Genomic DNA, 19,459 nt, shown 5'->3' on the forward strand with positions numbered 1-19,459 from the left:
AAACAAGAAAAAGGAACGAGCATGAACGGATCGAACAACGGTGACAGCTCCCAGCTGATTCTGGCGCTGTCGAAGGGCCGCATTTTTGAAGACACCATGCCGCTGCTGGAAGCGGCTGGCATCAAGGTGCTGGAAAACCCGGAGACCTCGCGCAAGCTGATTTTGGCCACCAACGATCCGAACGTGCGCGTCATCATCGTGCGCGCCAGCGACGTGCCGACCTACGTACAGTACGGCGCGGCCGATTTCGGCGTGGCGGGCAAGGACGTCCTGCTGGAACACGGCGGCGAAGGCCTGTACCAGCCGATCGACCTGAATATCGCCTCCTGCCGCATGTCGGTGGCGGTGCAGGCCGGCTTCGACTATGAAAAGGCCGTGCACCAGGGCGCCCGTTTGCGCGTGGCCACCAAGTTCGTGCACACGGCGCGCGAGCATTTCGCCGCCAAGGGCGTGCACGTCGACCTGATCAAGCTGTACGGCTCGATGGAGCTGGCGCCCCTGGTCGGCCTGTCCGACGCCATCGTCGACCTGGTCAGCACGGGCAGTACCCTGCGCGCGAACAACCTCGTCGAGGTCGAGCACATCATGGAAATCTCGTCGCGCCTGGTGGTCAACCAGGCTGCGCTCAAGCTCAAGCGCGAGCGCTTGCAGCCGATTATCGAGGCGTTCGAACGCGCCTCGCAAACTGCTTTGCAAGCCTAGACATTCAAGTAGCAGAAAGCCGATTATGCCGATACAGATACGCAAGCTCGATTCAAGCCAGGATGGTTTCCAACAATCGCTCGATACGCTGCTGGCGTTCGAGGCGGGCACCGATGCAGCGATTGAAGCGTCGGTCGCCAACATCCTGGCCGATGTGAAAACGCGCGGCGACGCCGCGGTACTGGAATACACGAACCGTTTCGACCGCATCCCGCATGGCGGCGCGGCAGAAATGGCGGCCTTCGATATTTCGCAAGCCGAATTGCAGGCGGCCTTGAACGGCTTGCCGTCGGCCCAGCGCGAAGCGCTGCAGATCGCCGCCCAGCGCATCCGTGCCTTCCACGAACGCCAGCGCGAAGAATTGCGCGGCTTTACCTACACCGAGCCCGATGGCACGGTGCTGGGCCAGAAGATCACGCCGCTCGACCGGGTCGGCATCTACGTCCCGGGCGGCAAGGCAGCCTATCCTTCTTCCGTGCTGATGAACGCCATTCCCGCGCATGTGGCGGGCGTGGCCGAAATCATCATGGTGGTACCGACGCCCGATGGCGTGAAAAACCAGATGGTGCTGGCCGCCGCGGCCATCGCCGGCGTGACGCGCGTGATCACCATCGGCGGCGCGCAAGCCGTCGGCGCACTGGCCTACGGCACGCAGACGATTGCCGCCGTCGACAAGATCGTCGGTCCCGGCAACGCCTATGTGGCCGCCGCCAAGCGCCGCGTGTTCGGCATCGTCGGCATCGACATGATCGCCGGACCGTCGGAAATCCTCGTGCTGTGCGACGGCACGACGGACCCGGACTGGGTGGCCATGGACCTGTTTTCGCAGGCCGAGCACGACGAACTGGCGCAAGCGATTCTGTTGTGCCCGGACGCGGACTACATCGCACAAGTCGAGGAGAGCATCGCCAAGCTGCTGCCGACGATGCCGCGCCAGGCCACCATCAGCACGTCGCTGCAGGACAGGGGCGCGCTGATCAAGGTGCGCAGTATGGAGGAGGCGTGCGAGATCGCCAATGCCATCGCCGCGGAACACCTGGAAATCTCGGCGGACAACCCGCAGCAGTGGGCCGAACGGATCCGCCACGCGGGCGCCATGTTCCTGGGCCGCTTCTCGTCCGAATCGCTGGGCGACTACTGCTGCGGTCCCAATCACGTGCTGCCGACGTCGCGCACGGCGCGCTTCTCGTCGCCGCTGGGCGTGTACGACTTCCAGAAGCGCTCGTCCATCATTCACGTCAGCGAAGCGGGCGCGCAAACCCTGGGCCGCGTCGCCGCCACCCTGGCGTATGGCGAAGGCTTGCAAGCCCACGCGCGCAGCGCCGAACTGCGCTTGAAGCCGCAGCCATGACGAATATGGCGGAGCAGCCGGACTGGGTCAACCGGGTCTATTGCGAAGACGCGCTGGCGGGGCTGGCGCGCATTCCCGATGGCTCGGTGGACCTGATCCTGACGGATCCGCCGTACAACCTGGGCAAGGATTACGGCAATGCCTCGGACCAGCAGTCGGTGGCCGACTACCTGCGCTGGACGGAGCAGTGGATCGATGCGGCGCTGCCCAAGCTGAAAGCCAACGGCAGCCTGTATATCTTCCTGACCTGGCGCTATTCGCCCGAGATCTTCGTCATGCTGAAACAGCGCATGGCGATGATGAATGAAATCATCTGGGACCGCCGCGTGCCGTCCATGGGCGGCAGCGTGCGCAGCTTTTCATCGGTGCACGACACCATCGGCTTCTTCGTCAAGCGCAAGGATTACTACTTCGACCTTGACGCGGTGCGCATCGCCTACGACGCGGCCACCAAGAAAGCCCGTTCGCGCTCGATCTTCATCGGCGCCAAATGGCTGGAAGTGGGCTACAACCCGAAAGACTTGTGGAGCGTCTCGCGCCTGCACAAGGAACACCCGGAACGGGCCGACCACCCGACGCAAAAGCCGCTGGAAATCATCGAGCGCATGGTCAAGGCCTCGTGCCCGCCCGGCGGCGTGGTGCTCGACCTGTTCATGGGCAGCGGCACCACGGCGCTGGCGGCGAAGCGCTGCGGACGCGATTTCGTCGGCTTTGAACTGAATCCCGATTACTGCGCCATCATCGAACAGCGATTGACGGCGCTCGCGCAGGAGCTGGCCGAACCGGCCGTGCCGACGCCCGAAAAAAAGGCGCCGGCCAAGCGCCGCGCGGCAGCTGCCGCGCCCAAGGCCGCCAAGGCGGCCAGCAAGAAACCGGCCGCCGCGAAGAAGCCGCCCGCCGTGAAAAAAGCGCCGGCCCGCAAGGCGCGCAGCGCCGCCGTGCCGGAAGACGTCGTCATTTAGTCTCCATCTAATTCCATCAGGAGTGTTTGCAGCATGTCTTTCCTCGATCAGTTAATCAGCAACACCGTACGGCCCGATGTGCAGGCCGTCAAAAGCTACCAGGTAGCCGATGCCAGCGGTTACATCAAACTCGATGCGATGGAAAACCCGTATCCGCTGCCGCAGCAGCTGCGCGAGGAGCTGGGCGCGCGCCTGGCCGGCGTGGCGCTGAACCGCTATCCGCCGTCCTACGCCAGCCTGCAACAAGCCATCTGCGCCAAGCTGGGCGTGCCCGCCGGCTACGATGTCATGCTGGGCAACGGCTCCGACGAACTGATTTCCATCCTGGCCATGGCCTGCGCCACCCAGGAAGCGGGCAAGCGCGCCGTGCTGCTGGCGCCCGTGCCCGCCTTCGTCATGTATGCACGCTCGGCGCAGTTTGCGGGCATGGATTTCGTCGGCGTGCCCCTGCAGGCCGACTTCAGCCTGGACATGCCGGCCATGCTGGCGGCCATCGAACAGCACCGCCCGGCGCTGGTGTTTCTCGCGTATCCGAACAACCCGACGGGCAACCTGTTTGCCAGCGCCGACATCGAGCGCATCCTCGCGGCCCTGGGCGACACGGGCATCGCCGTCGTCGACGAAGCGTATGAGCCGTTTGCGCAGCACAGCTTCATGGGCCGCCTGCCCGAATTCGAGAACCTGGTGGTGATGCGCACCGTGTCGAAACTGGGCCTGGCCGGCATTCGCCTCGGCTACATGTCGGCCGCGCCGGCCCTGCTGGCGCAATTTGAAAAAGTGCGCCCGCCCTACAACGTCAATGTGCTGACGCAGGCGGCGGCCGAATTTGCGCTCGAGCACCTCGACGTGCTCAATGCGCAGGCGGACTTGCTCAACAGTGCGCGCGATGCGCTGGCACTGCGCCTGGCAGAGCTGCCGGGCGTGACTGTGTTTCCGTCGAAGGCAAATTTTCTTCTGATTCGTGTGGCTGATTCCGACGATGTTTGCGCAAAACTGCTTGCCCACAGGGTTTTAATTAAAAATATGAGTAAAATGCATGCTGCGCTGGTCAATTGCCTGCGCATCAGCGTCAGCACCTCGGAAGACAATTCCCTTTTTTACGATGCCTTCAAGGCATCCCTCGTTTAGCCTACCGCCAGAGCCTCCCATGAACCGCACCGCAGAAATCACGCGCAACACCAATGAGACGCAAGTTCGCGTCGCCCTCAACCTGGACGGCACCGGCCAGCAAAAGCTCAACACGGGCGTGCCCTTCCTCGACCATATGCTGGACCAGATCGCCCGCCACGGCTTGATCGACCTCGATATCGAAGCGACGGGCGACGTGCATATCGACAACCACCATACGGTGGAAGACGTGGGCATCACCCTGGGCATGGCCGTGGCCAAGGCCATCGGCGACAAGAAGGGCATCCGCCGCTACGGCCACGCGTATGTGCCGCTGGACGAGGCGCTGTCGCGCGTGGTGCTCGATTTCTCGGGCCGCCCGGGCATCGAATACCACATCCCGTTTACGCGCGCCATGATCGCCGGCTTCGACGTCGACCTGACCCTGGAATTTTTCCGCGGCTTCGTCAACCATGCGGGCGTGACATTGCATATCGATAACTTGCGCGGCACGAATGCCCACCATCAGTGCGAAACCGTGTTCAAGGCCTTTGGCCGCGCGCTGCGCATGGCTGCCGAGCTCGACGAGCGCGCGGCCGGCATCATTCCATCGACCAAGGGCAGCCTGTAAGCGCCCGCGATACATTGCAGATTCCGAGATCAAACATGAATAAAATTGTGGTGGTGGATTACGGCATGGGCAACCTGCGCTCGGTAGCGCAGGCCCTGCGTGCCGTGGCGCCCGAAGCCGACGTGCGCATTTCCGGCGTGCCGGCCGACATCGACAGCGCCGACCGCATCGTCTTGCCGGGCCAGGGCGCCATGCCCGACTGCATGCGCAGCCTGCGCGAATCGGGCGTGCTCGAAGCGCTGCTGCGCGCCGCCGACAGCAAGCCCGTGCTGGGCGTGTGCATCGGCGAGCAAATGCTGTTTGAAGGCAGCGAAGAGGGCGATGCGGCCGGTCTGGGCTTGCTGCCAGGCAAAGTCGTGCGCTTCCAGCTCGACGGCCAGGTGCAGGAAGACGGCTCGCGCTTCAAGGTGCCGCAGATGGGCTGGAACCAAGTGCGGCAAACGGCGTCCCATGTCATGTGGGATGGCATCGCCGACAACGCCTATTTCTACTTTGTGCACAGCTATTTTGCTCAACCTCAAGAGGCGGCGCACACGGTGGGCGAGACTATCTATGGCGCGCCGTTCGCGTGCGCCGTCGCCCGTGATAATATTTTCGCGACACAGTTTCACCCTGAAAAAAGTGCTGCCGCTGGCTTGCAGCTGTACAAGAACTTCGTTCACTGGCAACCTTAACGTTAGCTCTCCGGCTTTTTTTCCGCCTCTCACTCACTTTTAAACCACACTGACCATGCTGCTTATTCCCGCCATCGACCTGAAAGACGGTCACTGCGTACGCCTGAAACAAGGCGATATGGAACTTGCCACCGTATTTTCCGAAGACCCGGCCGAAATGGCCCGCCATTGGCTGATGCAAGGCGCGCGCCGGCTGCACCTGGTCGACCTGAACGGCGCCTTTGCCGGCAAGCCGAAGAACGAAGGCGCCGTGAAAGCCATCCTGAAAGCCGTGCAGGATTTCGCCGTGGAAAACGACATCGAGGAAATCCCCGTGCAGCTGGGCGGCGGCATCCGCGACCTCGATACCATCGAGCGCTACCTCGACGCGGGCATCACCTACATCATCATCGGCACGGCGGCCGTGAAAAGCCCCGGCTTCCTGCACGACGCCTGCGGCGCCTTCCCGGGCCACATCATCGTCGGCCTCGATGCCAAGGATGGCAAAGTAGCAACGGATGGCTGGAGCAAGATGTCGGGCCACGAAGTGATCGACCTGGCGAAGAAATTCGAGGCGTATGGCGTCGAATCGATCATCTACACGGATATCGGCCGCGACGGCATGATGGGCGGCATCAATATCGAGGCCACCGTCAAGCTGGCGCAAGCCGTCAAGATCCCCGTCATCGCCTCGGGCGGCCTGCACAATATCGGCGACGTGGAAGCGCTGTGCGCCGTCCAGGCCGAAGGCATCGAAGGCGTGATCTGCGGCCGTTCCATCTATGAAGGTACGATCGACCTGGCGCAGGCGCAGGAACGCGCCGACGAACTGACCGACGCCGCCGTTTAAGCCTGTCCGGCCCGGGCGTGCGCGTGCATGCCCGGGCTGGGCAACAATCTGGATACCATCATGCTTGCAAAACGTATCATCCCCTGCCTCGACGTGACCAATGGCCGCGTCGTCAAAGGCGTCAATTTCACGGAATTGCGCGACGCCGGCGACCCGGTGGAAATCGCCCGCCGTTATGACGAGCAGGGCGCCGATGAAATCACTTTCCTCGACATTACCGCCTCGAGCGACAACCGCGGCCTGATCTTCGACATCATCGAAGCGGTGGCGTCGCAAGTGTTCATTCCGCTGACCGTGGGCGGCGGCGTGCGCGTGGTGGAAGACGTGCGCCGGCTGCTCAACGCGGGCGCCGACAAGGTCAGCATCAACACCTCGGCCGTGACGAACCCGCAACTGGTGTTCGAGGCATCGCAAAAGCACGGCTCGCAATGCATCGTCGTGGCCATCGACGCCAAGCAGGTGTCGCCCGGCAAGTGGGAAGTGTTTACCCATGGCGGACGCAACGCCACGGGCCTGGACGCTTTCGAATGGGCGCGTAAAATGGAAAGCCTGGGCGCGGGAGAAATCTTGCTCACCAGTATGGACCGCGATGGCACCAAGGTGGGCTTCGACCTGGGCCTGACGCGCGGCGTGTCCGATGCCGTTAGCATTCCCGTGATCGCTTCGGGCGGCGTGGGCGGCTTGCAAGACCTGGTCGACGGCATCAAGGTGGGCCGCGCGGATGCCGTGCTGGCCGCCAGCATCTTCCACTATGGCCAGCACACGGTGCAGGAAGCCAAGCGTTTCATGGCGCAGCAGGGCATTCCCATGCGGCTGGCGTAACGACAAGCAGTCAATACAGGCAGGATAGAAGAACATGCAAAACGGAACTATCGTAGCAAGCAATGCCAAGTGGCTGAAAAAGGTCAAATGGGACGAGCACGGCCTGGTGCCCGTGATCGCGCAGGAAGCGGGTACTAACGACGTGCTGATGTTTGCCTGGATGAACCGCGACGCGCTGGCGCGCACGGTGGAGCTGGGCGAAGCCGTGTACTGGAGCCGTTCGCGCAAGAAACTGTGGCACAAGGGCGAAGAGTCGGGCCACACGCAAAAGGTGCTGGAAATCCGCCTCGATTGCGATGAAGACGTGGTCTTGCTGAAAATCGAGCAAGCGGGCGGCATCGCCTGCCATACTGGCCGCCATTCGTGCTTCTTCCAGAAGTTCGAGGGCGACGAAAAAACGGGCGAATGGCAAGTCACCGACCCCGTGCTGAAAGACCCTGACACGATTTACGCGGAAACCAAGAAATGAGTGAAACCTTAAAGCGCCTGGCCGCCGTGATCGAATCGCGCAAGCTGGCCAATGGCGGCGACCCCGCCACCTCCTATGTCGCGCGCCTGTTTGCCAAGGGCGATGATGCCATTTTGAAAAAAATCGGCGAAGAGGCGACGGAAACGGTGATGGCCGCCAAGGATGCGCGCCGCGACAACGACCCGTCGAAGGTCCTGTACGAATGCGCGGACCTGTGGTTTCACTCGCTGGTGATGCTGGCGCAGTTCGACCTGACGCCGCAGCAGGTGCTCGACGAGCTGGCGCGCCGCGAAGGCCTGTCCGGCCTGGAAGAAAAGGCGGCGCGCAAGGACGAGCTGCGCGACGCGGGCGAAGCCGACAAACACTGACCTGACCGGAGAACGCGTGGATAACTGTATTTTCTGCAAGATTGCTGCAAAACAAATTCCTTCTTCCATCGTGTATGAAGACGACGACTTGCTGGCCTTCAAGGACATCAACCCGGCCGCCCCCGTGCACCTGCTGTTGATTCCGAAGCAGCACGTGGCCAGCCTGTCCGACTGCGACGATAGCCATACGGAAATGCTGGGCAAGCTGCTGCGCCTGGCGCCCAAGCTCGCGGCCGAATTTGGCTGCGCCGTCAGCCACGACGCCGACGGCGTGCCCTCGGGCGGCTTCAAGACCATGATCAACAGCGGCCCGAACGGCGGGCAAGAGGTGTATCACCTGCACATGCACGTGTACGGCGGCCCCCGCCCCTGGCGCGGCCAGCACTGATTTCGCCGTGCGCCGGGTTCGCGTGTATACTACCGGCATTGGTTGACGCTATTCGGGCACCGTCCCGCAAGGAGAATGTGATGGGTTCATTGAGTATTTGGCACTGGCTGATCGTTCTGGTCATTGTGATGCTGGTCTTCGGCACCAAGAAACTGGGCAATATCGGCGGTGATATCGGCAAGGCCGTCAAAGGCTTCAAGGATGGCGTCAAGGGCGACGAGGATGCCGCGGCAGCCAACACCCCTCCTGCTGCGCCATCGCAAGTGGCCGACAAAAGCACCATCGACGTCGAGACGAAAGAGAAAAACAAGTTCTGATAGCGTGGCGGGGCGCTTGCCTCGTCCGGTAACAGCCCTTGTCCGCTTATGATCGATCTCGGTCTCTCTAAAATCGCCATCATCGGCGTGGTTGCGTTGATAGTCATCGGCCCTGAAAAGTTGCCGAGAGTGGCGCGCATGGCCGGTACCCTGTATGGCCGCGCGCAACGCTATCTGAACCAGGTGAAATCCGAAGTCTCGCGCGAAATCGAGCTGGAAGAGCTGAAAAACCTGCAGAAGGAAGTGCAGGATGCGGCCCATTCCGTGAAGCAAAGCGTGGAAAAATCCATGCATGGCGTGGAAAACTCGATTTCCGGCAACCTGGCCGAGGTGGAAAACGCCTGGCGCGGCGATTCAAGCGCGTATGACGGGCATCACGACGCCCATGAAGCCATGCTGCGGGCCACCAATGACGACCTGGCCCGCAAGGCGCGCGAATTCCGCCGCAAAAAGCTGGTGCGCAATTCCGCCATCCCCGGCTGGTACAAGCAGCGCCATGGCGGCAAGCTGCATGTGCAGTCGGCGGCGGCCCGCGTGGCGCGCTTCCGTCCGCGTGCCAGTTCCTCGTCCTTTTACTCATGAGTAGCAAATCCCCGGTGGAAGAAACCTTTATCTCGCATCTGGTCGAGCTGCGCAACCGCCTGGTCAAGGCCTCGATCGGTTTTGCCATCGTCTGCGGCATCCTGTTTTACTGGCCCGGTGCTTCGCACATCTATGATTTCATCGCCGCGCCCATGCTCGCTTCGCTGCCCGTCGGCTCGAAGCTGATCGCCACGGGCGTGGTGTCGCCGTTCCTGATCCCCATGAAGGTGACCTTGCTGCTGGGCTTTATCGTCTCCCTGCCGTGGGTGCTGTACCAGATGTGGGCATTTATCGCGCCCGGCCTGTACACGCATGAAAAGCGCCTGATCGCGCCGCTCGTCATCTCTTCGTCGCTGCTGTTCATGGCGGGCGTGGCTTTCTGCTATTTCTTTGTCTTTGGCCGCGTGTTTCACTTCATTAGCAATTTCGCCCCTTCCTCGATCGCCGTCACGCCCGATATCGAAAACTACCTCGATTTTGTCATGTCGATGTGCCTGGCCTTTGGCGCCACCTTCGAAGTGCCCGTGGTCGTGGTGATTCTGGTGCGCATGGGCCTCGTTTCCGTCGCCAAGCTCAAGGAAGTGCGCCCCTATGTGATCGTCGGCGCCTTCGTCATTGCCGCCATCGTCACGCCGCCGGACGTGGTCAGCCAGTTCTCGCTGGCCGTCCCCATGTGGCTGCTGTTCGAGCTGGGCTTGCTGGTGGCGCCCGTCTTTGTCAGGGCGACGCAGTCGCCGGAAGAGGCGTCCTAGCCGGCAAGCCGGCAAGCAAGCAAAAGCCGCTGTCCTTGTTCGGGAGCAGCGGCTTTTTTTATGGCGGGTCATGTTGGCGAGCGCTTACTGCAGCATCAGTTTGCTGAGGATGCCCAGGTTCAGCAGGATCAGGGTGCTCATCATCCAGTAGACGTGTTTCATGTCCGCCCCCTGGCGCAAGTCCAGGCGCTCGATCCTGGCGTCGAATTTTTGCTCCAGCAGATCAATCCGGGTGTCGAATTTCTGTTCCAGCGCATCGATCTTCGTGTCGAGTTTTAATTCCAGCGCATCGATCCGGGTGTCAAGTTTGAGCTCCAGTGCATCTATTTTCATATCCAGGGCATGCGTCCTGGTATCGACCTTTTGCGTCACCAGATTGATTTCTCCCAGCAGATTGCGTTCCAGCGCCGCCAGTTCGCCGTGCACGACCACAGCCGAGCCCAGCACTTCGCCCAGGGCCGCCGCATGGGCTTCGGCCTGCGGCGTGGGTACCCCAGCCGAGGCGAGGCGTTTGGCGTAATCGAGGGTGTCGAACTGGATGGGCATATGCATGGACGCTCCTGATTCCAAGCCTAGCAGAAAAATCGGCAATTGCCAGTGAGGAGAGCGGTGGCGCCTGCCTTCATGCCAGCTTAGGATATGGCGGGCGGGGCGCTTTGCGGCGGCGCAAGCGCATGCAAAAAGGGCGCCGCGGCGCCCTTTGCAAGCTGAGGATGCGTGCCCTTAATTCATCAATTCCTTAATGACTTTCACGGGCGCGCTGCCGTAGCTGAGGAATTGCTCGTGGAAATCCTTCAGCACGAACTTGCTGCCCAGCGCCTGCTTGCGCTGTTCGCGCAAGTCCATGATTTCGCTGTAGCCGCTGAAATAGCTGGTCAGTTGCACCGAGCTCAGCTGCACGCGGCGCCATTTTTCCGTCGCTTCACGCTGGGTCTGGAAGGCCTGGCGCGTCAGCAGGTCCAGCGCCTGTGCTTCCGTCATGCCCAGCACGTGCACGCTGTAATCGAGGATGGTGTTGGTGACGCTGCGCAAGTTCCACTTCGAGTACATCAGCCACATTTCCGGCGCGTTATTGCCATAGCCCGATTCGAGCATCATGCGCTCGCCATACACGGCCCAGCCCTCGATCATGGCGCCGTTGCCGAAGATGGACTTGACCAGCGACGGCGACTTGTTGGCGTACACGAGCTGCGTGTAATGGCCGGGGATGGCTTCGTGGATATTCAGGATCTGCAAGATCCAGTGGTTGTACTCGCGCAAGCTGCTTTCCGCCTGCTCCGGCGTTTCGCCATCGAGCGGCGTCACATTGTAATAGGTGCGGTCCTGCGGGCGATACGGGCCGGGCGCCTCGATGCTGGCGCCGGCCACGCCGCGCTGGTAGGCGGGCGTTTCACGCACGACCAGCGGTTTTTTCGGGTCCATCGTCAGCAGGTTGTGGCTGGTCACCCATTCCTGCAATTCCGGGATCTGGCGGCGGATTTCCGGCACAAAATCGGCGGGCGCCACGTGGTTGCTCGACAGCTTGTCGATCACCATGCCGATCTTTGCCGTGCGGTCCGCCGGCTTGGCCGTGGCGCCCATGGTTTTCACCCACAGTTCGTCGGACAGGCTATCCATGTGCTCGAGCAGCTTTTCGCGCGCGGCCAGGGCTTTCTGGTACATCTGCTCGGCGCTCACGCTGGCCTGGATATCGTAGGCAAATTTCTGTTCATACAGCTCCTTGCCGATGCGGAAGGAACGCGCGTTGCCGTTCTGCGCCAGCGCGGCGTCCTGTTCCGTCAGCCAGGCGGCATAGCCTTGCACGGCCGTGCGGGCCGCGGCGATGCGGGCCGTGTACAGCTGTTTTTCCATCGGCGTCAGGATGGACGCCTGTGCCGTCTTGTTCAGGTCGTCAAGCACGCTGAGCACGCCGGCGCTCTGGGCGATGGCCAGCTGCGTGTGTTCGCGCGTGGGTTGATGGATGCTGGCGCGCGCGGCCGCATAGTATTGCGGCACGGTGGCGATGCGCTTGAGCAAGGTACGCAGACGCTGCGGCTGCGCCGCATATTCCGTGTTCAGGATGAAGTCGATGGAGCCGGCCACGTTGTACTGGGCGGGATTCCATTCGAATTCGCGGAAGGTGGTCAGATACCAGCGGTCCGATTGCAGTTTATTCGTCAGCAAGGCCAGGTCGGTGCGTTGCTTGTCGGACATCTTGGTCGCATTCAGCTTGCCGAACTTGCCCAGCCATTCGTCGATGAAGGCCAGCTGCTTCTGGCGGCTGGCCGCGTCGGGAATGCTCAGGTTGGCGGCGCCATCGTACTTGCCGACCGAAATCGCGCTTTCCGGGTCCAGGCGCCACAGGGCCGTGAGGAACTGGCCGCTCAGGTTATTCATCGCGCGGTCGCTGCTGTTCTCGCTGGCGATGGCTGCCGCCGTGGCTGCCGTCGCGGCCGTGACGACGGCCGCTTTCTTGGCGCCGGTTTTTTTCTTGCTGCTGCTGCTGCTGGTGCTGGCCTTGCCATTTTTCTGCGGCTTCTTGGCGGCGCTGGCCGGGGTCAGGGTAAAGGCCAGCATCAATGCGGCGAGCGCAACTTTATTTTTTGTCAGCATAGTTTATCTCTTGAATATTTTGCTATTTGTCCAAATCAGAAAATAATAAACTGATAATATAAGTAACAAACAACTATTGAAAGGTGGGCTTTGCTTGCCAGGGCGGCCAAAGATTAGCATTAATTGCCGCGTTTGCGCAGTTTTTTGCCCGCTAGGCAACCCGGCTAGACGACGATGGCGCTGCCGCGCAGCATCTCTTGGTGATGCGCATTCAGCGCCGCCACGGCATCCTTGCCGCGCGCCATGCCGGTGGCGTGGATTTCCGTTTCCTGCGTGTAGCGCTGGCTGACCCTGACCGTGTAGGACTGGAACAGCCAGCTCCAGAAGTTCGTTTCATAGACGGCTTCATCCATGTCGCGCCATTTGACGCCCGTCAGTTTCTTTTTCCACGGCAAGATACCGGAGGCCAGCCACACGCCCGCCTCGTCGTAGTACAGCTGATAGCTGCGGATGGTCAGCAGGCGGTAGCCGACGATCAGGGCCGAGCCGATCAGCACCACGAAGGCGGCGCGCGCGTTGTACTTGAAGGCCAGCGGCAGGGCGGCAAAGAAGAGCAGTACGGCAATAATGAACGTGCTGACATAGGCGGTCCAGGATTTGCCGCACAAAAAGGTGGCGCGCTGGCCGGCGCTGGTGGCGATGTAATCGGTCATGGCGTGGGCGATAAACAGGGAAAAAGGATCATCGCATGGAACGCGGCTTCCCCGTTCATTTTTTCAAACCCTCCTGCAGCATGCCCAGCATGTCGCTGGCCGACATGCGCGCGGCCGCGTCGCTGCCTTCCAATAAACTGTCGGCCAGGTCGCGCTTGTGCTGGTGCAGTTCGACGATGCCTTCCTCGATCGTATGTTTCGCCACCAGGCGGTAGATGGTGACGGGGCGCAATTGCCCCATGCGGTGGGCGCGGTCCGAGGCCTGGTCTTCCACGGCCGGGTTCCACCACGGGTCCATGTGGATCACGTAGTCGGCCGCCGTCAGGTTGATGCCCATGCCGCCCGCTTTCAGGCTGATCAGGAAGACGTCGCCTTCACCCGCCTGGAAGGCGTCCACACGGCGCTTGCGCTCCTGCATGGGCGTGCTGCCGTCGAGATACTGGTACGTCACGCCATGCTGCTCCAGGTGCTGGCGGATCAGGGTCAGGTGGTCGACGAACTGGCTGAAGACGAGCACCTTGTGGCGGTTTTCCAGCAAGCCCGACAGCAGTTGCGCGAAGGCGGCCAGCTTGCTGCTGGCCAGGCCCAGTTCGGGCGCCACCAGCTGCGGATTGCAGCAGGCGCGGCGCAGCTTCATGATTTCCGCCAGGATCTGGATGGCCTTTTTCGACGCGGGCCCTTCCACCATGGCCAGCTTTTCCAACGCTTCGCGGCGCAAGGATTCGTACAGCGCCGTTTCCTGCGGCGACAGTTCCACTTCCAGCACGATTTCCGTGCGCGACGGCAATTCCGACAGCACTTGCGTCTTCGTGCGGCGCAGGATGAAGGGCGCGATCAGGCGACGCAGCCGCAGGCGCGCGCCGGCCGCCGCCCGCTTGTCCTGGTCTTTCTCAATGGGACCCGCAAAGCGCAGGTTGAACTGGTCGAGGGTGCCCAGCAAGCCGGGGTTGATGAAGCGGAACAGGTTCCACAATTCACCCAGGTGGTTTTCCAGCGGCGTGCCGCTGGCCACCATGCGGAAGTCCCCTTGCAGGGCCATCACGGCTTGCGAGCGTTTGGTGGCGCCATTCTTGATGGCCTGCGCTTCGTCGAGCACGATGGTATGCCAGCGCACGCCGGCAAACAGGGCCGCTTCCTGCTGCAGCAAGCCATAGCTGGCCACCACCACGTCGAAGGGCTGCAATGTTTCCAGCATGTCGGCGCGGTCGCCGCTGCCGAACAGCTTTATTTTTAATGTTGGGGCGAAGCGCTTGGCTTCGCTGATCCAGTTCAGGCACACGGAGGTGGGCGCGACGACGAGGGTGGGGCCGTTCGGCGCGCGCGCCAGGATCAGCGCCAGCGCCTGCAAGGTTTTACCCAAGCCCATGTCATCGGCCAGGCAGGCGCCCACGCCCCAGTGCGCCAGACGCGCCAGCCACTCGTAGCCGGCCAGCTGGTAGTCGCGCAAGTCTGCCTGCAGGGTGCTGGGCAGCTGCGCTTGAAAATCGTCGAGGGCGCGCAGGCGCAGCAAGTGTTCGCGCCACAATTTGTCGGCGTTCACCCCGCCCGCATCGTTGGCCAGCTCTTCCAGCGCGAACGCAGCCAGCGGGTGGATGTGCACGCCATCGGCATGCGCCTCGCCATACGCGGCCAGTTCCGACAGCCGGCGGTGCAATTCGTCGCTGAGGGCGAGGAACTGGTTGTCGCCCAGGGCCACGAAGCGGCTTTTATTGTTCTGCATCAAATCGAGCAGGGCGCGCAAATCCATCACCTTGTCTTCATCGATCTGCACGTCGCCGCTGGCGGCAAACCAGTCCTTGTCGCTCTTGATATTCAGGCGCATTTGGCCGCTGTCGATGCGTTTCGACACGCGCATGGTTTCGCCTTCGGGCCACGCCAGGACCATGCCGGCCGGGTCCAGCGCCTGCAATTCCACCAGCAGTTGCAGGCCCAGGGCAGGCTGGCCCAGCAGCCACTCGCCATGCTCTTCTTCCGCCTCTTCCAGCACCAGGCAGCGCCCGATGAGCTGGCGCTGCGCTTCGCGCTCCCCGTTCAGGTCGCGCCGCGCTTGCACGGCCCGGCCCGCCACGTCGGCAAACACGCTTTCGGCGCCGCTGCCCGGCGCGTAATAGGCACCATTGTCGAGCAGCGGGCGCACGAGAATTTGCATCTTCAAGCCTTGCTGATACGGCAGCAGGTGCACGTGCAGGCGGTGGTCGGCCGTGATGGCTTCCGCGTCCCCGGTGCCGCCGCCGATGTCCGACTGCACGGTGACCATGGACGAGATGGCGCCGATGGCCTGCATGACCTGTTTTTCCGCATGCAGCGGCACGGACAGGCCCAGGCCCACGATGGCGCCGATGCGCCGGTGTTCGTCGAGGATGTGCACCACGCGCAGGCGCGTCGGCGTCTCGCGCTGCACCACCACATTGCTGCCGCTGTCGGGCAATGGCGGTTGCATGCCCAGCCACAGTTGCCCCTCGTGCGACTTGATCAGGAGCTCGGGCGCGCCGGCGATCAGTTCCACGCGCGTGTCCGGGTGGTCGAGCCAGAACACGAGCGGGTGACCCACCAGCAGCACGGCGGCCTTGTCCAGCTCCACTTCATAGCGGGGCGCCGACGAATAATACTGTTTGAAGGGCGCGATGCTGCCCGCCGCGCGCGCGTCCTGCGGCGTGAGGAAATCGATGTCGCCCGCCTCTTCGGCCAGGCGTTTCAAGCCCATGGCGCGGCCCTTGCTCCAGCCGCCCCGCGCGTCGCGTTTCTGCTCGCGCACTTCGACGGCCGTCAAGCCAAAGCGCGGGTCGAACGCCACCAGCCACACGAGGCGCGAGACGCCGCCGATGGCTTCGGCGGGCGCGTTCTGCTGCAGGTTGATCAGGGCGCTCAGCTGGCGCTGCCACGCTTCCTGGCGCTCGAACCACGGCGCCATGTCTGTCAGGCCGTGTAGCGCCCGCTTGGCCGTCGCATAGCGCTCCTGCTGCGGCTCGCTCATCAGGCCCAGCAAGCCAGCCGCCTGCGCGGCAATCAGGTCGTAACCAGCCGCATCCGCCTGCTGCACCAGCGATCGCAGCTGCTCCTTGCGTTCGCTCAATTGCGGTAGCGCCAGCCAGTAGTACAGCAAGGCCTGGAACAGCTGCGCCTGCAGTCCCGTTTCCCAGCTGCGCGTGGGGATGCTCTCCGCCTGCAGCACGCCGGCGCGTACCAGGCGCAGGGTGTTGAGCTGCTGGTAGACGATGCTGTCGTGGTTTGGTTGCGCATGCAGCGCGATATCGAGGTAGGCTTCCGCATTTTTCAGCAGCTTGGCGTCGTTGCTGCGCAGCAGGGCCAGCACATACAAATGGCCGCCGATGCCCGTAAAGCACAGCTTGCGCTTGCCCGCTTCCTTGCGCAGCCCCTTCAAGGCCGTTTCGAAGCCCGCCACGGCGTGCGCATGTTCGCCGCGCAACAGGGCGATGCTGCTGTCGATAAACAGCACCTGCGGCCCCTGCTGGTCCGCCAGGTAGCGGGCTGCTGCGTCGAGTTCGCCGCACAGCAGGGCATCTTCGGCCAGGGCCAGCGGCAGGGCCGCGCCGATATGATCGCCGGCCGCCGCCTGGCGCGCGTGGTGGGCGCGCGCGTACGTGCGGATGGCGTGCGCCGTGGCCGGCTCGCGGGGCGCATTGCCCAGCAGCACGGCGAGTATGTCGTCCTGCAATTGCGGCATGACGAAGGACAACATTTCCGGCTCGAACGGACGGCCGAAAATCTCGATCAGCGGATGCAGCTGCTGCGCTTCATAGCAGGCCATGCAGGCGGCCAGGATGGCGGCCACGTGGCGCACCTCGTCGTTGCGCAGCAGGGAGATGCGCAGGCGGGCCACGCCCTGCCGGTAGCTGCGCAATTCCACATAGCCATCCCAGTTGCGGCGCACGGGATTGATCAGCTCGATGGCCTGGCACAGGTCGCGAAACACCAGGTGCTCAATGGCGGCGCGCATGGCGGACCAGCGCAGCCTCGCCTCGCAGGCAAAACCGCGTCCCACGATTTCCGACGCCAGCGCCAGGCGCGTCAGCCGCAGCAGCATGTTCGTCACCACCAGCAGGGAAAACGGCGTGCCGTCCGGCTCGACGATATTAGCGCGCTGCAAGTGTTCGTACACGGCATGCTTGCCCACCGGCTCGCCCGTGATCGCCAGCAAGGCGAGGATCATCTGCTCGTGCTGCTCCAGTGCGGCAAATTCATCGAGCAGGTGCTGGTCGGCGTGCGCGTCGGTCATGCAGGCAGATTATCGATATGCACGGGCGGCTCGCCGGCCGCCACAGGCAGGCCGAACACGCGCTGGTAGAAATACAGTTCCGCGTCCAAGGTGCGCACGATGTTTTCCGCCTTGCGGAAGCCGTGTCCCTCGCCTTCCAGCGGCACGTACGCGACGGGCACGCCGCGCGCCTGCAGGGCATCGACCATCAGCTGCGACTGCTGCGGCGGCACCACCTTGTCGTCGAGGCCCTGGAAGAAGATCATCGGGCGCGACAGTTTATCCGTGTGGTGGATGGGCGACCGCTCGCGGTACAGCGCTTCGGCTTGCGGCTGCGAGGCGATCAGGTAGTCCGTGTAGCGCGATTCGAACTTGTGCGAATCGTTGTCCAGGCCCTTCAGGTCGGACACGCCGTAATAGCTGGCGCCCGCCTTGAAGACGTCGTGGAAGGTCAGGGCGCACAAGGTCGTCAAGCCGCCCGCGCTGCCGCCGCGGACGATCAGGCGCTCGGGGTCGGCCAGGCCGCTGGCGGCCAGGTAGCGCGCGCCGGCGATGCAGTCTTCCACGTCGACGACGCCCCACTGGCCGCGCAGCGCGTCGCGGTATTCGCGGCCGAAGCCGCTGCTGCCGCCGTAGTTGACGTCGAGCACGCCGATGCCGCGGCTGGTCCAGTACTGCGTCGCCAATTTCAAGGTATTGCTGGCCATGCTGGTGGGGCCGCCATGGCTGATGACGATGACGGGCGGCAAGGTGCCTGCCGGCGCCTGCACGTCATCGTTTTTCGGCGCATAAAAGAAGGCGTGGGCCGTGCGGCCATTGCTGCTGCTAAAACTCAAGCTGCGGGGCACGGACAGGTAAGCGAGCGCAGGCAACTGTTCGATCGACTGCGCCAGTACTTCCAGCTCATGGTTAGACAAATCGATGCGCGCCAGTTCCAGCGCGATGGTGGGGCTGCCGCCCAGCAAGGCCACGAAGCCGGGACCCACGCGCAGTTCGCGGATTTCCTGGTACGGGTGCGGTATCGGTTCCAGCTTGGCCGTGGCCACGTTCAATTGCGCCAGATAGCTGATGCCGGCCTGGATATACGTGCAGACGATCTCGTCGCTGGACAGGAAACCGTACATGCTGCCGCCGAAAGTCCAGTGCGGCGTGGCAAATTCCGCTTCCATCGGGCACAGCGCCTCGATATCGGCGCCGTGCAGGCGGTACAGATTCCACCAGCCGCTGCTGTCGGAAACGAAGTGCAGCAAGCCGCTGGGCGACCATTCCGGCTGGCAGATGGACTCGCGCGCGCCGCCGGCGATCAGGCGGGGAGAACCCAGGCTGCCGTCCGGGTGCACGTCGGCCAGCCACAGTTCCGTGCCTTGCCATGGCAGGCGCGGGTGATCCCAGCTGATCCAGGCCAGCTGGCTGCCGTCCGGCGACAAGCGGGGTGCCGCATAAAAATCGTGGCCCCGCGCCAGCACCGTTTCGCGGCCGTCGAAACCGACGGCCGCCAGGCTGTTTTCCGGATGGGCATGGCCTTCGTCCGGATGCTGCTCGCGCACGGCGATCAGGCGGGAACGGGCCGCATCGACGACGAAGTCCGCATGGCGCGTGTTGCCGCCCGTGGTGAACGCTGCGGGCGCGCCGTCGCCGGCCACGCGGTACAGGCAGTTATCGGCGAAATGCGAGAAGACCACGGTATCGCCGGCAATCGCATACGCGCCGCCGCCGTATTCGTGCACGCGGGTGCGCACATTGAACGGCGCCGGCGTCAGTTCATCGACGCGCGCGCCGCGCTGGCGCAGCAGGGTATTGCGGCCCGCTTCGCTGGCGCGCCCGGCCAGCCAGTACACGTCGGCGCCATCCGCCCCCCCCAGGGCCAGTTGCGTCAGCGGCGAGGCGCCAGCGGCGACGATGGCCGCGCTGATCGGCGATGGCCAAATGCCATAAGGGGTGCTGGATGCGGTCGAGGTCATGCGGGCTCCGTGTCGTGGTGGAAAGAGGGGGCCTCCAGGCGGCGTCAGGCAGCGCGGCGGCGTGCATCATCATAATGGAAGGG

General features: G+C 63.2%; 19 protein-coding genes. 14 read left to right on the forward strand and 5 right to left on the reverse strand.

The features are described 5' to 3' along the window. Positions 1–21: 21 nt before the first annotated feature. From hisG to tatC, 14 genes are all read left to right on the forward strand, one after another. Entirely contained in the window at positions 22–702 is a 681-nt protein-coding gene (gene hisG / locus GCN75_RS08955) for an ATP phosphoribosyltransferase (RefSeq protein WP_152282236.1), read from the forward strand. 25 nt (positions 703–727) lie between these two features. Further along, complete coding sequence (hisD, locus tag GCN75_RS08960) at positions 728–2,053, forward strand: histidinol dehydrogenase (RefSeq protein ID WP_152282237.1); 1,326 nt, start codon at positions 728–730, stop codon at positions 2,051–2,053. Further along, positions 2,050–3,015: a DNA-methyltransferase gene (locus GCN75_RS08965; protein WP_405002795.1), complete on the forward strand. Its 966-nt coding sequence runs from the start codon at positions 2,050–2,052 to the stop codon at positions 3,013–3,015. The genes hisD and GCN75_RS08965 overlap by 4 nt, the downstream gene beginning before the upstream one ends. Before the next feature lie 33 nt (positions 3,016–3,048). Beyond that, positions 3,049–4,143 carry a histidinol-phosphate transaminase gene (hisC, locus tag GCN75_RS08970; RefSeq protein ID WP_152282238.1) on the forward strand — a complete coding sequence of 365 codons (1,095 nt, stop codon included), beginning with the start codon at positions 3,049–3,051 and terminating at the stop codon, positions 4,141–4,143. Positions 4,144–4,162: 19 nt separating this feature from the next. Continuing rightward, positions 4,163–4,753, forward strand: coding sequence for an imidazoleglycerol-phosphate dehydratase HisB (gene hisB / locus GCN75_RS08975; RefSeq protein ID WP_010402123.1), 591 nt, complete (start codon positions 4,163–4,165; stop codon positions 4,751–4,753). Positions 4,754–4,788: 35 nt separating this feature from the next. Further along, positions 4,789–5,427, forward strand: coding sequence for an imidazole glycerol phosphate synthase subunit HisH (hisH, locus tag GCN75_RS08980; RefSeq protein ID WP_152282239.1), 639 nt, complete (start codon positions 4,789–4,791; stop codon positions 5,425–5,427). A gap of 55 nt (positions 5,428–5,482) precedes the next feature. Next, positions 5,483–6,256 carry a 1-(5-phosphoribosyl)-5-[(5-phosphoribosylamino)methylideneamino]imidazole-4-carboxamide isomerase gene (hisA, locus tag GCN75_RS08985; protein ID WP_070219639.1) on the forward strand — a complete coding sequence of 258 codons (774 nt, stop codon included), beginning with the start codon at positions 5,483–5,485 and terminating at the stop codon, positions 6,254–6,256. A 60-nt stretch (positions 6,257–6,316) separates the two neighbouring features. After that, a complete protein-coding gene (gene hisF / locus GCN75_RS08990; RefSeq protein WP_152255889.1) occupies positions 6,317–7,078 on the forward strand; it encodes an imidazole glycerol phosphate synthase subunit HisF in 762 nt (253 codons plus the stop codon). 34 nt (positions 7,079–7,112) lie between these two features. Continuing rightward, the gene (gene hisI, locus GCN75_RS08995; protein WP_152255890.1) at positions 7,113–7,547 is read left to right on the forward strand and encodes a phosphoribosyl-AMP cyclohydrolase; all 435 of its coding nucleotides are present in this window, start codon (positions 7,113–7,115) and stop codon (positions 7,545–7,547) included. Next, positions 7,544–7,915, forward strand: coding sequence for a phosphoribosyl-ATP diphosphatase (locus GCN75_RS09000; protein ID WP_076569447.1), 372 nt, complete (start codon positions 7,544–7,546; stop codon positions 7,913–7,915). Before hisI ends, GCN75_RS09000 begins: the two co-directional genes overlap by 4 nt. Positions 7,916–7,931: 16 nt before the next feature. Continuing rightward, positions 7,932–8,303, forward strand: coding sequence for a histidine triad nucleotide-binding protein (locus GCN75_RS09005; protein ID WP_152255891.1), 372 nt, complete (start codon positions 7,932–7,934; stop codon positions 8,301–8,303). An 80-nt stretch (positions 8,304–8,383) separates the two neighbouring features. Then, the gene (gene tatA, locus GCN75_RS09010; protein WP_152282240.1) at positions 8,384–8,620 is read left to right on the forward strand and encodes a Sec-independent protein translocase subunit TatA; all 237 of its coding nucleotides are present in this window, start codon (positions 8,384–8,386) and stop codon (positions 8,618–8,620) included. A gap of 48 nt (positions 8,621–8,668) precedes the next feature. Continuing rightward, complete coding sequence (tatB, locus tag GCN75_RS09015) at positions 8,669–9,202, forward strand: Sec-independent protein translocase protein TatB (RefSeq protein WP_152282241.1); 534 nt, start codon at positions 8,669–8,671, stop codon at positions 9,200–9,202. Beyond that, complete coding sequence (gene tatC, locus GCN75_RS09020) at positions 9,199–9,954, forward strand: twin-arginine translocase subunit TatC (RefSeq protein ID WP_152282242.1); 756 nt, start codon at positions 9,199–9,201, stop codon at positions 9,952–9,954. Before tatB ends, tatC begins: the two co-directional genes overlap by 4 nt. Before the next feature lie 84 nt (positions 9,955–10,038). Here tatC and GCN75_RS09025 read toward each other — a convergent pair whose 3' ends face one another. The 5 genes from GCN75_RS09025 to GCN75_RS09045 all read right to left on the reverse strand — a co-directional run bounded on the left by GCN75_RS09025 (position 10,039) and on the right by GCN75_RS09045 (position 19,376). Further along, positions 10,039–10,506, reverse strand: coding sequence for a hypothetical protein (locus GCN75_RS09025; RefSeq protein ID WP_152282243.1), 468 nt, complete (start codon positions 10,504–10,506; stop codon positions 10,039–10,041). Positions 10,507–10,677: 171 nt separating this feature from the next. After that, entirely contained in the window at positions 10,678–12,543 is a 1,866-nt protein-coding gene (locus tag GCN75_RS09030; protein WP_152282347.1) for a DUF885 domain-containing protein, read from the reverse strand. A 167-nt stretch (positions 12,544–12,710) separates the two neighbouring features. Continuing rightward, positions 12,711–13,199 carry a hypothetical protein gene (locus tag GCN75_RS09035; protein WP_152282244.1) on the reverse strand — a complete coding sequence of 163 codons (489 nt, stop codon included), beginning with the start codon at positions 13,197–13,199 and terminating at the stop codon, positions 12,711–12,713. Positions 13,200–13,254: 55 nt separating this feature from the next. Next, positions 13,255–17,436: a DEAD/DEAH box helicase gene (locus GCN75_RS09040; protein WP_152282245.1), complete on the reverse strand. Its 4,182-nt coding sequence runs from the start codon at positions 17,434–17,436 to the stop codon at positions 13,255–13,257. Beyond that, complete coding sequence (locus GCN75_RS09045) at positions 17,433–19,376, reverse strand: dipeptidyl-peptidase 5 (RefSeq protein ID WP_152282246.1); 1,944 nt, start codon at positions 19,374–19,376, stop codon at positions 17,433–17,435. Before GCN75_RS09045 ends, GCN75_RS09040 begins: the two co-directional genes overlap by 4 nt. Positions 19,377–19,459: the final 83 nt, after the last annotated feature.

Source organism: Janthinobacterium violaceinigrum (assembly GCF_009208555.1).
GTDB classification, from domain to species: Bacteria; Pseudomonadota; Gammaproteobacteria; order Burkholderiales; family Burkholderiaceae_D; genus Janthinobacterium; species Janthinobacterium violaceinigrum.